A 12,697-nucleotide genomic window follows, 5' to 3' on the forward strand; every position below is an offset into this window, starting at 1 on the left:
TTCGTGTGTGAAACCTCCTGTTTCACCCCACAACATTGAAGGTAACAACATGATTATCGTAACTGGCGGCGCAGGAATGATTGGCAGCAACATCGTCAAAGCGCTGAACGATCGCGGTCACACCGACATTCTGGTGGTGGATAATCTGAAGGATGGCACTAAGTTTGCCAATTTAGTCGACCTGGATATCGTCGATTACATGGACAAAGAAGAGTTTCTGATGAGCGTGATCGCGGGCGACGATTTAGGCCCGATTGAAGCGGTATTCCATCAGGGTGCCTGCTCCTCCACGACCGAGTGGGATGGCAAATACATGATGGAGAACAACTATCAGTATTCCAAAGAGCTGCTGCACTACTGCCTGGAGCGCGAGATCCCGTTCCTTTACGCCTCTTCTGCAGCGACCTACGGCGGCCGCAATGAAAACTTCATCGAAGAGCGTCAGTATGAGCAGCCGCTGAATGTGTATGGCTACTCCAAAATGCTGTTTGACCACTACGTTCGTCAGATGCTGCCGGAAGCGAACTCGCCGGTGTGTGGCTTCCGCTACTTCAACGTCTATGGGCCGCGTGAAGGCCACAAAGGCAGCATGGCAAGCGTGGCGTTTCATCTGAACACCCAGATCAGCAACGATGAAAATCCAAAACTGTTTGAAGGCAGTGACGGCTTCAAACGCGATTTCATCCACGTTGATGATGTGGCAGCCGTAAACCTGTGGTGCTGGGAAAACGGCGTCTCCGGGATCTACAACTGTGGCACAGGCCGCGCCGAATCGTTCCAGGAAGTGGCCGACGCCGTGCTGAAGTTTCATCAGAAAGGGCAGATTGAGTACATCCCGTTCCCGGAAAAACTCAAAGGCCGTTATCAGGCTTACACCCAGGCCGATCTCACGAAGCTGCGTGCCGCGGGCTATGACAAGCCGTTTAAAACGGTGGCGCAGGGCGTCGCTGACTATATGGTCTGGCTGAATCGCAACGCATAAAGGAAGCTGCTCCGGCGATGAAAATTCTGGTAATCGGCCCGTCGTGGGTCGGCGATATGATGATGTCGCAAAGTCTCTATCGCACCCTCAAGGCCGAACATCCCGATGCGGTGATAGACGTGATGGCACCGGCATGGTGTCGTCCCCTGCTGTCACGCATGCCGGAGGTCAGCCAGGCGCTGGCCATGCCCCTGGGCCATGGCGCGCTGGAACTCGGCGAGCGTCGCCGGCTGGGCAAGGCACTGCGCGACAGCCATTATGACCGGGCCTACGTGCTGCCTAACTCCTTTAAGTCGGCGCTGGTTCCCTTCTTTGCCGGCATCCCACGCCGCGTCGGCTGGCGCGGGGAGATGCGCTATGGCCTGCTGAACGATCTGCGGGTGCTGGATAAAGCCGCGTTCCCGCTGATGGTTGAGCGCTACGTAGCGCTGGGCTACGACACGCCTGTCGCCTCGGCGGCGCAGCTACCGCAGCCGCTCCTGTGGCCCAAGTTGCAGGTTGAAGAGCAGGAGATGCTGGAAACGGCCGCACAGTTTCAGCTCACCGCAACGCGTCCAATCATCGGTTTTTGTCCGGGCGCGGAATTTGGCCCGGCCAAACGCTGGCCCCACTACCACTACGCCGCCCTGGCCCGTCAGCTGATCGCTGAAGGCTTTCAGATCCTGCTGTTTGGCTCCGCCAAAGATCGCCCGACCGGTGAAGAGATCATCGCGGCACTGCCGGAAGAGAGTCGCAGCCACTGCCGCAATCTGGCCGGTGAAACCCAGCTGGAGCAGGCGGTCATCCTGCTGGCGCAATGCCGCGCCGTGGTCAGTAACGACTCCGGCCTGATGCACATCGCCGCCGCGCTGGATCGTCCGCTGGTGGCACTCTATGGACCCAGTAGCCCTGACTTTACGCCACCGCTGGCCCGCCAGGCGCGCATTATTCGCCTGATTACCGGCTATCACAAAGTGCGTAAGGGCGATGCCGAACAGGGATATCACCAGAGCCTGATTGATATTCAGCCTGAGCGCGTTCTTCAGACGCTGAATGAGCTCCTTGCGCCGCAGGAGGTGCCATGCACGTCCTGATTGTTAAAACGTCCTCAATGGGGGATGTGCTGCATTCGCTGCCGGCTCTGACCGATGCGATGCATGCCATTCCCGGCATCCGTTTTGACTGGGTAGTGGAAGAGAATTTCGCCCAGATCCCTGGCTGGCACCCTGCTGTGGATCAGGTGTTACCGGTCGCGATTCGCCGCTGGCGCAAACACTGGTTTGGCAGTCAGCAGCGTGAAGAGCGCGTGCAGTTTAAGCGCGCGTTACAGTCGCGCGAGTACGATATCGTGATTGATGCCCAGGGGCTGATCAAAAGCGCCGCGCTGGTGACCCGTTTATCCAAAGGGGTAAAGCACGGGCAGGATAGCCGCAGCGCGCGTGAACCTTTTGCCAGCTGGTGGTATGACGTCCGCCATGAGATCAGCAAACGCCAGCACGCCGTTGAGCGGACGCGCGAGCTGTTCGCCAAAAGCCTGGGCTATGAAAAGCTGCAAACCCAGGGTGACTACGCGATTGCCGGGCATTTCCTGCATCATCTGCCCGCAGATGCGCATCACTATCTGGTCTTTCTGCATGCCACAACGCGTGACAACAAGCACTGGCCGGAATCCCACTGGCGACAGCTGATTGAGCAGATGCAGCCCAGCGGATTGCGGGTGAAGCTGCCCTGGGGTGCCGAACATGAGCATCAGCGTGCGCTGCGCCTGGCTGAAGGTTTTGAGCATGTCGAGGTGCTGCCTAAGCTGACGCTGGAAGCGATCGCGCGACAGCTGGCAGGTGCACGCGCGGTGGTCTCTGTGGATACCGGATTAAGCCATCTGACCGCCGCACTGGATCGTCCTAATCTCACGCTGTATGGCCCGACCGATCCGGGTCTGATTGGCGGCTACGGGCAGAACCAACAGGCGCTGAGCGCCCCGAATCACAATCTGGCGGAGCTGACGGCTGACGCCGTGGCAGAGAAACTGCAGGCCGTTATCGGGAAAAATGCGCCATGAACTATGTGCTGATCTATCTGCTGCTGCTGCCTTTCCGCACCCTGATGCGGCTCTTTTACCGGCCCACCGGCCGCAGTCTGGTGATTCAGACGGCGAAGATCGGGGATTTTATTAACATCACCCCGATGCTGCGCGCCCTGGGTCAGTCTGAACTGCTGATCAGCAAATCGGTAGAGCCGCTGGCGCGTCACGATGACACGGTCAGCCGCTATTTTCTGATTGAAGAGGCGAAGCGCAGCTTTTTTGCCAAACTCAGACTCGCGTTCACGCTGATGAACCGTTATGACCATGTTTATCTGGTTCAGCCCAACAGCGTTAATCTCTTTTTCGCGGCGCTGTGCAACGCACCGAACAAACAGTTTCTGCGCACCTATGTGCGTAAATCCTATCATGCGATCTTCTATCGCAGCGCCAGTGGCATCGTCGACCACGCGAAAACGGATTTGACGCTCGACAGCTATCTGAAGCTGATTAATCGGGACTATCGTTACACCGATTTTCCCAAGCACGCCACGTCACCGCTCTGGCAGCCGCCTGCGCCTCCCGCCGCGCTGCTGCATCCGCGCAGCGGGATTAAAATCGGCATCAGCATTTCTGCCGGGAATCGGGCCAAAACCATTCCTGCCGCCATCTGGCAGCAGCTGATGGCGTCGCTGGCTGAGCTGCCCTGTACCTTTTATGTCTTTGGTCCACCAGCCGAGCAGCCGTGGCTGGATGAATTACTGAGTCTGACCGGCCCGCAGGAGAATATTGTCAGCCTGATTGGCGCGCTGAAGCTGGAAGAGGTGCCATGGGCCATCTCGCAGATGGATTTTTATATTTCATCAGATTCCGGTAATGCTTATATTGCTGACGCCCGACAGATACCGGTCATTATGCTCTATGGCCCCTGTGAGATCAGGGAACAGCGCCCGGTTAATAATGTCCTGTTTATCGGACCAGACAATATCGCCGCATCGACCTTTGTTTTTGCCACGCGATTTAAGTTTGATCAGCCTGCTGAAAAATTATTCGGGCTGGATGCCGACAAACTGACTAGAATACAAACGTTTATTACTCATAATCTGGAATAGTGAAGCGTAATGGCAATTACCCCTCTTGCTGATGCCGTTCAGCAAAGTCAGCTGCTGGTCAACACGCTTGCGGATGCGGATGATAATCCGGTTCACGTTGCGTTTGGCATCAACCACGCTTACGCGCGTGGTCTGGGTATTACGTTGTTTTCACTTCTCAGCCATCATCCCGACACCGCTTTCCACGCCCATATTTTCTCTGACTCGCTGCAGGAAGAGGATGTGGAAAAGCTGCGCTCAATGGCGTCGGGCTATCGTCTGGCCATCACCCTGCATATTTTTAACAGTGCCTGGGTCGATCAGTTGCCGGCGGTCGGGCGCTATCCCAAAAGTATCCATTACCGCTTTCTGATCCCTGAAACGGTGGCGCGCTACAGCGATCGGGTAATCTACATCGATGCGGACACGCTGGTCGTCGGCGATTACTCCCCCCTGTTCACGCTGGATATCACGGACTATACGCTGGCAGCCTGCAACGACACCCCGCGTGCGCGTCATAACCAGTGCGCGCGACTCGGGCTGCAGCGCCATGACTATTTCAACTCCGGCTTTATGCTGATCAATATTCCACGCTGGCTCGCCAGACAGACTACCGCGCGGATCACTGAGGTTCTGGTAACCCGGGGCGCAGCCTTCGGTTTTCCCGACCAGGATGCGCTGAATATTGTGCTGGAGGATGAGGTGCTGATCCTGCCGGATCGCTACAACCACATCTACGACATCATCGCGAACAAGGTCTGGGACCACTCCCGCGTGCCCGCTGACACCGTGATGATTCACTACACCGGTAAGTGTAAGCCCTGGCATGCCTGGGCCGGCAGCGACCTGTCCCTGCTCTACTACAGCTATTACCAGCGCTCGCCCTGGGCTTCTCAGCCGCTTGATTTACCCAGACATTATAAAGAGATGAAGCGCTTTGCCCGCATCAAGTGGCATCAGAAGCAGTATGCAGAAAGCGTAAGCTGGATGATGCATTACGTCAGGCTCAAATTTTTTTAGTCAGCGCTCTCCACCTGTCAAACCGCTCCGGGCGCGGTGACTGCCGCGCCATCTTTTCCCTCTGACCCCACCGCTGTCTGCCAGATCCTTTTGAAAATGCTGCTGATAAACCCCAGGCACACTATGCTGTTTACCGGCGCGGCCACGTTGCGTAAAAAAGAGGCAGATAGTGCATTATTACGCGCGCGCGTGGTTTTTCGTGAAGCAGGGAGGCGACACCGTTTTATAATCGTGGATTAATGTATGCCATTCTGCTGATTTGGAAATGATTTATGACGAGGCAACGCCCTTTGACAGTGAACAGAATGCTGGTGCAGATATTGTCATGAGTACTTCTCCTCTGCTGAGTATCATTACCCCGATGTACAATGCGGGCAGCATGTTTGATGAGTTCATGCAGGCACTGCTGGCGCAGACGCTGACCTCGCTGGAGATCATCATCGTCGATGATGGTTCTACTGACGGCTCAGGCGAGCGCGCTGACCACTATGCAGAACATCACTCCCACATTCGCGTGATTCATCAGGAAAATGGCGGCGTGTCGCGTGCCCGTAACGCCGGGCTGGCGATAGCGCGCGGCAAATATGTCACCTTTCCGGATGCGGATGACACCATGCAGCCCGGAATGTACCAGACGCTGGTGACGCTGGCGGAAACGGACAATCTGGATGCGGCACAGTGCAACGCCGAATGGTTTTTCAAACACAGCCAGCGGGTAAAACCCCTGATACCACTGGATCGCCTGCGCAGCACGCCGGTGCTGAGCGGCGCTGACTGGCTCAATACCGCGCTGAAAACCCGCCGCTATATGCATGTGGTCTGGCTGGGCATCTACCGCCGGTCGCTAATCGAGCAGCACCAGTTGCAGTTCGAGCCGGGCCTGCATCATCAGGATATTCCCTGGACCACCGAGTTTATGCTGCTGGCAAAACGCGTGCGTTACACCGATGCGGTGCTCTACCGCTACTATATGCATGACGCGTCGATCAGTAACCGCAAACGCACCGGCGAGCGCAACGTCGAATATCAGCGCCACTACCTGAAGATTGCGCGGCTGCTGGAAGAGATTAATATCCGCTATCGTGACCGCGTGCGGATCTACCCGTCGTTTCACGCTCAGGTGACGCATGAAGCGCTCAGTGTCTGCCATAGCGTGAGACGTGAGCCTGATGCTCGCGCACGCCAGGCGATCATCGCCGATCTGTTCGCGACCCGGACACACCGGCGCATGTTACGCAACGCCCGCGGCATTAAGCAGTGGTATCAGTTGCTGCTGTGGCTGGGACGGCTCTATCGCTGGCGCGATAAATAACCCCTGAGGCTGGCTTTATCCTAAAAAGCGTTTGCCCTACAATCGGTTCACTGAAATCTGAGAACCTTTGTTTATGGCCAGCCTGACTCCAGCAAACATCTCTCCAAAACGTATTTTACTGATTAAGCTGCGCCATCATGGCGACATGCTGCTCACCACGCCCGCCATCAATGCGCTGCATGCGCGTTATCCGCAGGCCAGTATCGACGTGTTGCTCTATCAGGAGACACGCCCGATGCTGGAAGCGCATCCGGCTATCCGCCATCTGCACGTCATCGACCGGAAATGGAAGCAGGAGGGCACCTGGCGCAAGCTGGGCCATGAACGGGCATTAATCCGTGCCGTCCGTGACGCCCATTATGACCTGGTGATTAATCTGGCAGACCAGTGGCGTGCGGCGCTGATCACCCGGCTCTCCGCTGCGCCGCTGCGCATTGGTTTCGCCTTTAAAAAACGCGATAACGTCCTGTGGCGCTGGTGTCACAACCGGCTGGTCCCGACGCATAACCACAGCAGACTGCATACCGTTGAGCAGAACATGTCTGCGCTGGCCCCGCTCGGTATCAGCAGCGACAATGCGCGCGTTTCGATGCACTACAGTGACGCTGACCAGCAGATCGTGCTGACCCGCCTGTCAGAACATCAGGTGACTACCCCCTATATCGTGGTTCAGCCTACCTCACGCTGGGGCTTTAAATGCTGGGAAGAGGAGAGCGTGGCCGCCACGGTCGATGAGCTGGCACGGGCTGGACGGAAGGTGGTGCTGACCGCCGGGCCGGACAAACAGGAGCTGGCGATGATCAACCGCATCCGCGCGCTGTGCGCCTCGCCGGATGTCGTGTCGCTGGCGGGTCAGTTTACGCTGCCGCAGCTGGCGGCGCTTATCGATCACGCCACGCTGTTTATCGGGGTCGATTCCGCGCCGATGCACATGGCGGCGGCGCTGGAAACGCCCTGTATCGCCCTGTTTGGCCCGACCAAGCTGCAGCACTGGCGGCCATGGGGGAACAACAACCATGTCATCTGGGCGGGGGATTATGGTCCACTGCCCTCACCCGATTCTATCGACACCCGAACGGATCAGCGTTATCTGTCAGCCATTCCGGTGAAGGATGTGGTCGCGGCGGCGAGGAGCTTCCTGAATGAGTAAGTTAAGGCTGGCGATTGTCCGGCAGAAATACCGGCCGGATGGCGGTGCTGAGCGTTTTATCTCCCGTGCGCTGGAAGCCCTGGGCAGCGAACAGCTCGATCTCAACATCATTACCCGCAGCTGGCAGGGCACACCCAATCCGGACTGGCATCTCCATATCTGTAATCCTGCAAAGCTGGGCAGGGTTTCCCGCGAGCGCGGCTTTGCCCGTGCCGCACGCGCCTGCTGGGAGCGTGAAAAATTCGATATTGTGCAGAGTCATGAACGCATCGCTGGCTGTGACATCTTTCGCGCGGGTGATGGCGTGCATCGCGTCTGGCTGGAGCAGCGCGCCCGCATCGTCTCACCGTGGCAACGACTGAGCGCAACCCTCAGTCCCTATCATCGCTACGTTCTGCAGGCGGAAGCGGAGATGTTTGATTCGCCGACGCTGAAAGCGGTGATCTGCAATTCTGAGATGGTTAAGCGCGATATCCTGCGCTGTTTCTCACTCGACGCCGGAAAAATCCACGTCATCCATAACGCTATCGATGCCCGTCGTTTTCAGCCCGCCACGGAAGCGACCCGCCATGCGACCCGCCAGCAGCTGGGGCTGCCGGATGCGGCCACCGTACTGATTTACGTCGGTTCCGGCTTTGAGCGCAAAGGGCTGAAAGCAGCGATTCAGGCGCTGGCCGCCAGTGACCGTTACCTGATTGTGGTGGGTCAGGATAAACAGCTGCAGCGTTATCAGCAGCTGGCTAACCAGCTGAACTGCCTGGATCGCCTGCGCTTTGTTGGCGTACAGCAGGATGTGCAGCCGTTTTATCACGCGGCGGACGGCCTGCTGCTGCCCACGCTCTACGATCCTTTTCCTAACGTGGTGCTGGAGGCGATGGCCTGCGGCCTGCCGGTTATTACCAGCACCGGCTGCGGGGGTGCTGAGTTTATTACCGCCGGTAAGGAGGGCTTCGTCTGTGATGCGCTGGATATCAACGGATTAAATCAGGCCGTTTGCGCCATTCCGCCGCTGACGGAAGATTCACGCATGGGTGATGCGGCCCGGCGTAAAGTTGAACCCTATGGCCCGCAACGGCTGGCACAGGCGCTGACTTCGCTTTATCAACAGGTATTGAGTACCAACTGACAATCCGGGATGAGTGCATGCGGGGTTTCTGATAACATGCCGCCATCTGATTTTAACCTGTTTTTAGACGCGAACCTGCTGTAACGGTAACTATGACGACCATTTACACCGCATTGCTCTACTTTATTCAGCCACTGATTTGGCTGCGCCTGTGGCTGCGCGGTCGTAAAGCACCGGCGTATCGCAAACGCTGGGCGGAGCGCTATGGCTATTGCGTTGGCAAAGTGAAGCCCGACGGCATTGTGCTGCATTCGGTTTCCGTGGGGGAAACCCTGGCCGCGGTGCCGCTGGTGCGCGCGCTGCGTCATCGTTACCCGACCCTGCCGATTACCGTCACGACCATGACGCCAACCGGCTCTGAGCGTGCACAGTCAGCCTTTGGCAAAGATGTGCACCACGTCTATCTGCCTTACGATCTGCCCGGATCGATTAATCGTTTTCTGGACACGGTCAACCCCCGGCTGGTGATCATCATGGAAACCGAGCTGTGGCCGAACATCATCCGCATTCTGCATCAGCGTAACATTCCGCTGGTGATCGCCAACGCGCGTCTCTCAGCCCGATCCGCCAAAGGCTATCGCAAGCTGGGTAAATTCATGCGCAGGCTGTTGCAGAGCATCACGCTGATAGCAGCACAGAACAGTGAAGATGGCGACCGCTTCCTGGAGCTTGGCCTGAAACGCTCTCAGCTGGCGATCACCGGCAGCCTGAAGTTTGATATTTCTGTCACGCCAGAGCTGGCCGCCAGAGCCGTCACGCTGCGTCGCCAGTGGGCGCCACGCCGTCCGGTCTGGATTGCCACCAGCACTCACGAAGGCGAAGAGGCCATTGTGCTGGATGCCCACCGCCGCCTGCTGCAGACGTTCCCTGATCTGCTGCTGATTCTGGTTCCGCGTCATCCTGAGCGCTTTAACGATGCGCGTGAACTGACCCAGTCGCGCGGCTTTAGCTTTATTCTGCGCAGCAGCGGCGAGATCCCCTCGGGCTCCACCCAGGTGGTCATCGGCGACTCGATGGGCGAACTGATGCTGCTTTATGGCATTGCCGATCTGGCGTTTGTCGGCGGCAGCCTGGTGGAGCGCGGCGGACACAATCCGCTGGAGCCTGCAGCGCACGCGATTCCGGTTCTGATGGGGCCACATATCTGGAACTTTAAAGATATCTGCGGCAAATTGCAGGAAGGCCAGGGACTGATTACTGTCACCGACGTGTTCTCGCTGGAAAAAGAGGTCACCAACCTGTTGCAGGATGATGACTATCGTCGTTATTACGGCCGTCATGCCGTGGACGTGCTGCACCAGAACCAGGGTGCGTTACAGCGTCTGCTCCAGTTACTTGAACCGCATTTACCTCCACGGGCTCACTGATGTCAGCACGCCAGCGTCTTTCAGTCGTTATGATCGCCAAAAATGAAGCGGAACTGCTGCCAGACTGTCTGGCTTCAGTCAGCTGGGCGGATGAGATTATCGTGCTGGATTCAGGCAGTCACGATAACAGTGCCGATATTGCCACGCAGGCTGGCGCGAAGGTCTACCACAGCGATGACTGGCAGGGGTATGGCATCCAGCGCCAGCGCGCGCAGCACTATGCCACCGGCGATATGATTCTGATGATCGATGCCGATGAGCGCGTCACACCGGAACTGCGCACGGCGATTGAGCAGGTGCTTATCGCGCCGCCGGGCCGCACGATTTACAGCCTGGGCCGCAGCAATCTGTTTCTGGGGCGCTTTATGCGCCACAGCGGCTGGTACCCTGACCGCGTGATGCGGCTCTATCCGCGCACCTTCCGCTACAATGATAATCTGGTGCATGAATCGCTGCAGCGTGACGGGGCACCGGTGGTGGCGTTACCCGGCGATTTACAGCATCTGACCTGCCGCGATCTGATCGCTTTTCAGCGTAAGCAACTGGCCTATGCCGAAGCCTGGGCCACGGAGCGCCACCAGCGTGGTAAGCGTTGCGGTCTGTTCTCGCTGTTCAGTCATACGCTGGGCGCGTTTGTGAAAACGCTGCTGCTGCGCGCCGGTTTTCTCGACGGAAAGCAGGGCTGGATACTGGCGGTGGTCAACGCACAATATACCTTTAACAAATATGCCGCCCTCTGGGCGCTGAATCAGGCTGCGAAAAAAGGGCAGGTATGAGCACGAAAGCCATCTATCCCGGAACATTTGATCCTGTCACGCTTGGGCATCTCGACATCGTGACGCGGGCCGCACAGATGTTTGATCAGGTTATTCTGGCCGTTGCCGCCAGCCCCAGCAAAAAGCCGCTGTTCAGTCTGGAGGAGCGCGTGGCGCTGGCGAGTGAAATGGTGGCCCATCTGCCCAACGTTAAGGTGGTGGGATTCAGCGACCTGATGGCCAATTTTGCGCGAGACCAGCAGGCGAATGTGCTGGTTCGCGGATTGCGTGCGGTGTCAGACTTTGAGTATGAAATGCAGCTGGCGCAGATGAATCGTCACCTGCTGCCGACGCTGGAGAGCGTTTTCCTGATGCCGTCTGAGGGCTTCTCGTTTATCTCCTCTTCGCTGGTCAAAGAGGTGGCGCGTCACGGCGGTGATGTCTCCGCCTTCCTGTCCGCGCCCGTCCATCAGGCATTGCTGGCTAAGCTGGCTTAGTGCTGGCAGCGGGGGCACCAGTAGGTGCTGCGCTGCCCATGCCTGCCGCTGATAATGGGTGTCCCGCAGGCCCGGCAGGGCTCACCTGCCCGGCCATAGACCTGCAGCTGCTGCGCAAAATAGCCCGGTTTACCGTCGCTCTGTAAGAAGTCCCGCAGCGTGGTTCCGCCCTGCTCAATGGAACGTAACAGCACCGCCTTGATGGTGTTGACCAGCAGCTCTGCTTCCGCCTGCGACAGACTGGCGGCGGCACGATCGGGCAGGATCCCGGCGGTAAAGAGTGACTCGCTGGCGTAGATGTTGCCCACCCCCACCACGACTTTATTATCCATCAGCCACTGCTTAATCACCGTTCGCTTGCCGCGTGACTTCTCAAACAGGTAAGCCGCGTCAAACTGGTCGCTCAGTGGCTCCGGTCCCAGATGCGCCAGCACGCTGCTGCCTGCCAGTTCGCTGCTCCAGAGCCAGGCACCAAAACGCCGCGGATCGGTGTAACGCAGCACTTTGCCGTTGCTCATCACCAAATCAACATGGTCATGCTTCTCCGCAGGCCGCTCTTCCGGCAGCACGCGCAGGCTGCCGGACATGCCCAGGTGGATAATGATCCAGCCATGCGGCAGCTCCAGCAGCAGATATTTCGCCCGGCGCTGCACGCTGAGCACCGGCTGATCGCTCAGCGCATGGATCTCCTGTGAAACAGGCCAGCGCAGACGGGAATTACGCACCACGGCGTGAAGGATGGTTTCACCCACCAAATGCGGCTCAATACCGCGGCGGCTGGTTTCAACCTCTGGCAACTCTGGCATACCCTCTCCTCAGCGTTTTACACAAACAAAAAACCCGGCCGGAGCCGGGTTTTTAGCAGAACACTAAAATTACTTAATTTTAGCTTCTTTGTAGATCACATGCTGACGTACAACCGGATCGAACTTTTTCAGTTCCAGTTTCTCTGGTTTAGTACGTTTGTTCTTCGTGGTGGTATAGAAGTGACCTGTACCAGCAGAGGAAACCAGCTTGATCTTCTCACGAATACCTTTAGCCATGATTCAGTTCCTTAGTACTCTTAGTACTTCTCACCACGGGCACGCATGTCGGCTAACACCGTATCAATGCCCTTTTTATCAATAATACGCATACCTTTTACAGATACACGCAGAGTAACGAAGCGCTTCTCGCTCTCAACCCAAAAACGGTGTGAGTGCAGGTTCGGAAGGAAACGGCGTTTCGTCGCGTTCATTGCGTGGGAACGGTTGTTACCGGTCACCGGACGCTTTCCAGTTACCTGGCAGACTCGTGACATGTCTATTCTCCAAAAATCAAATCAGCTCGAGCTTTAAAAATTAGGTTTTGGCCGCCTCGTCAGGCTTGCAGCCCGCCAGGCGAGTTCCATGGAACCCG

The 12,697-nt window shown here is 57.4% G+C and carries 14 protein-coding genes; 11 read left to right on the top strand and 3 right to left on the bottom strand.

The genetic code is table 11. The features are described 5' to 3' along the window. Positions 1–49: 49 nt before the first annotated feature. From rfaD to coaD, 11 genes are all read left to right on the top strand, one after another. The gene (gene rfaD / locus CKF42_RS08495) at positions 50–982 is read left to right on the top strand and encodes an ADP-glyceromanno-heptose 6-epimerase (RefSeq protein WP_009088090.1); all 933 of its coding nucleotides are present in this window, start codon (positions 50–52) and stop codon (positions 980–982) included. 17 nt (positions 983–999) lie between these two features. Continuing rightward, on the top strand, positions 1,000–2,055 hold the full coding sequence (rfaF, locus tag CKF42_RS08500; protein WP_111207973.1) for an ADP-heptose--LPS heptosyltransferase RfaF: 1,056 nt from the start codon (positions 1,000–1,002) through the stop codon (positions 2,053–2,055). Then, positions 2,043–3,020 (top strand): lipopolysaccharide heptosyltransferase RfaC, encoded by a 978-nt coding sequence (gene rfaC / locus CKF42_RS08505; RefSeq protein WP_111207974.1) that lies wholly within the window; start codon positions 2,043–2,045, stop codon positions 3,018–3,020. Before rfaF ends, rfaC begins: the two co-directional genes overlap by 13 nt. Then, entirely contained in the window at positions 3,017–4,093 is a 1,077-nt protein-coding gene (locus CKF42_RS08510; RefSeq protein ID WP_009088095.1) for a glycosyltransferase family 9 protein, read from the top strand. Before rfaC ends, CKF42_RS08510 begins: the two co-directional genes overlap by 4 nt. Positions 4,094–4,102: 9 nt before the next feature. Next, positions 4,103–5,092, top strand: coding sequence for a glycosyltransferase family 8 protein (locus CKF42_RS08515; protein ID WP_111207975.1), 990 nt, complete (start codon positions 4,103–4,105; stop codon positions 5,090–5,092). 325 nt (positions 5,093–5,417) lie between these two features. Next, entirely contained in the window at positions 5,418–6,404 is a 987-nt protein-coding gene (locus tag CKF42_RS08520) for a glycosyltransferase (RefSeq protein WP_223812786.1), read from the top strand. A gap of 73 nt (positions 6,405–6,477) precedes the next feature. Beyond that, positions 6,478–7,554, top strand: coding sequence for a putative lipopolysaccharide heptosyltransferase III (gene rfaQ / locus CKF42_RS08525; protein ID WP_111207977.1), 1,077 nt, complete (start codon positions 6,478–6,480; stop codon positions 7,552–7,554). After that, a complete protein-coding gene (locus CKF42_RS08530) occupies positions 7,547–8,680 on the top strand; it encodes a glycosyltransferase family 4 protein (RefSeq protein ID WP_111207978.1) in 1,134 nt (377 codons plus the stop codon). The genes rfaQ and CKF42_RS08530 overlap by 8 nt, the downstream gene beginning before the upstream one ends. Positions 8,681–8,772: 92 nt before the next feature. Further along, complete coding sequence (gene waaA, locus CKF42_RS08535; RefSeq protein ID WP_009088102.1) at positions 8,773–10,047, top strand: lipid IV(A) 3-deoxy-D-manno-octulosonic acid transferase; 1,275 nt, start codon at positions 8,773–8,775, stop codon at positions 10,045–10,047. Next, positions 10,047–10,823 (top strand): glycosyltransferase family 2 protein, encoded by a 777-nt coding sequence (locus CKF42_RS08540; RefSeq protein WP_111207979.1) that lies wholly within the window; start codon positions 10,047–10,049, stop codon positions 10,821–10,823. The genes waaA and CKF42_RS08540 overlap by 1 nt, the downstream gene beginning before the upstream one ends. Then, positions 10,820–11,299, top strand: coding sequence for a pantetheine-phosphate adenylyltransferase (coaD, locus tag CKF42_RS08545; RefSeq protein ID WP_046100859.1), 480 nt, complete (start codon positions 10,820–10,822; stop codon positions 11,297–11,299). The genes CKF42_RS08540 and coaD overlap by 4 nt, the downstream gene beginning before the upstream one ends. On the opposite strand, the gene mutM is transcribed toward coaD, so the two are convergent. The 3 genes from mutM to rpmB form a co-directional block, all read right to left on the bottom strand. Then, entirely contained in the window at positions 11,296–12,105 is an 810-nt protein-coding gene (mutM, locus tag CKF42_RS08550) for a bifunctional DNA-formamidopyrimidine glycosylase/DNA-(apurinic or apyrimidinic site) lyase (RefSeq protein WP_111207980.1), read from the bottom strand. The genes coaD and mutM overlap by 4 nt on opposite strands. Before the next feature lie 69 nt (positions 12,106–12,174). Next, positions 12,175–12,342 (bottom strand): 50S ribosomal protein L33, encoded by a 168-nt coding sequence (gene rpmG / locus CKF42_RS08555; RefSeq protein ID WP_001051798.1) that lies wholly within the window; start codon positions 12,340–12,342, stop codon positions 12,175–12,177. A gap of 20 nt (positions 12,343–12,362) precedes the next feature. Beyond that, on the bottom strand, positions 12,363–12,599 hold the full coding sequence (gene rpmB / locus CKF42_RS08560; protein ID WP_006121249.1) for a 50S ribosomal protein L28: 237 nt from the start codon (positions 12,597–12,599) through the stop codon (positions 12,363–12,365). Between the last annotated feature and the right edge of the window lie 98 nt (positions 12,600–12,697).

This window comes from Pantoea sp. ARC270 (genome assembly GCF_003236725.1).
Taxonomy (GTDB): domain Bacteria; phylum Pseudomonadota; class Gammaproteobacteria; order Enterobacterales; family Enterobacteriaceae; genus Pantoea; species Pantoea anthophila.

Coding starts and splice junctions, on each gene's coding strand:
- rpmG (WP_001051798.1), bottom strand. CDS start 12,342: ATGGCTAAAGGTATTCGTGAGAAGATCAAGCTGGTTTCCTCTGCTGGT.
- rfaQ (WP_111207977.1), top strand. CDS start 6,478: ATGGCCAGCCTGACTCCAGCAAACATCTCTCCAAAACGTATTTTACTG.
- rpmB (WP_006121249.1), bottom strand. CDS start 12,599: ATGTCACGAGTCTGCCAGGTAACTGGAAAGCGTCCGGTGACCGGTAAC.
- rfaF (WP_111207973.1), top strand. CDS start 1,000: ATGAAAATTCTGGTAATCGGCCCGTCGTGGGTCGGCGATATGATGATG.
- rfaD (WP_009088090.1), top strand. CDS start 50: ATGATTATCGTAACTGGCGGCGCAGGAATGATTGGCAGCAACATCGTC.
- CKF42_RS08520 (WP_223812786.1), top strand. CDS start 5,418: ATGAGTACTTCTCCTCTGCTGAGTATCATTACCCCGATGTACAATGCG.
- rfaC (WP_111207974.1), top strand. CDS start 2,043: ATGCACGTCCTGATTGTTAAAACGTCCTCAATGGGGGATGTGCTGCAT.
- coaD (WP_046100859.1), top strand. CDS start 10,820: ATGAGCACGAAAGCCATCTATCCCGGAACATTTGATCCTGTCACGCTT.
- mutM (WP_111207980.1), bottom strand. CDS start 12,105: ATGCCAGAGTTGCCAGAGGTTGAAACCAGCCGCCGCGGTATTGAGCCG.
- CKF42_RS08515 (WP_111207975.1), top strand. CDS start 4,103: ATGGCAATTACCCCTCTTGCTGATGCCGTTCAGCAAAGTCAGCTGCTG.
- CKF42_RS08510 (WP_009088095.1), top strand. CDS start 3,017: ATGAACTATGTGCTGATCTATCTGCTGCTGCTGCCTTTCCGCACCCTG.
- CKF42_RS08530 (WP_111207978.1), top strand. CDS start 7,547: ATGAGTAAGTTAAGGCTGGCGATTGTCCGGCAGAAATACCGGCCGGAT.
- waaA (WP_009088102.1), top strand. CDS start 8,773: ATGACGACCATTTACACCGCATTGCTCTACTTTATTCAGCCACTGATT.
- CKF42_RS08540 (WP_111207979.1), top strand. CDS start 10,047: ATGTCAGCACGCCAGCGTCTTTCAGTCGTTATGATCGCCAAAAATGAA.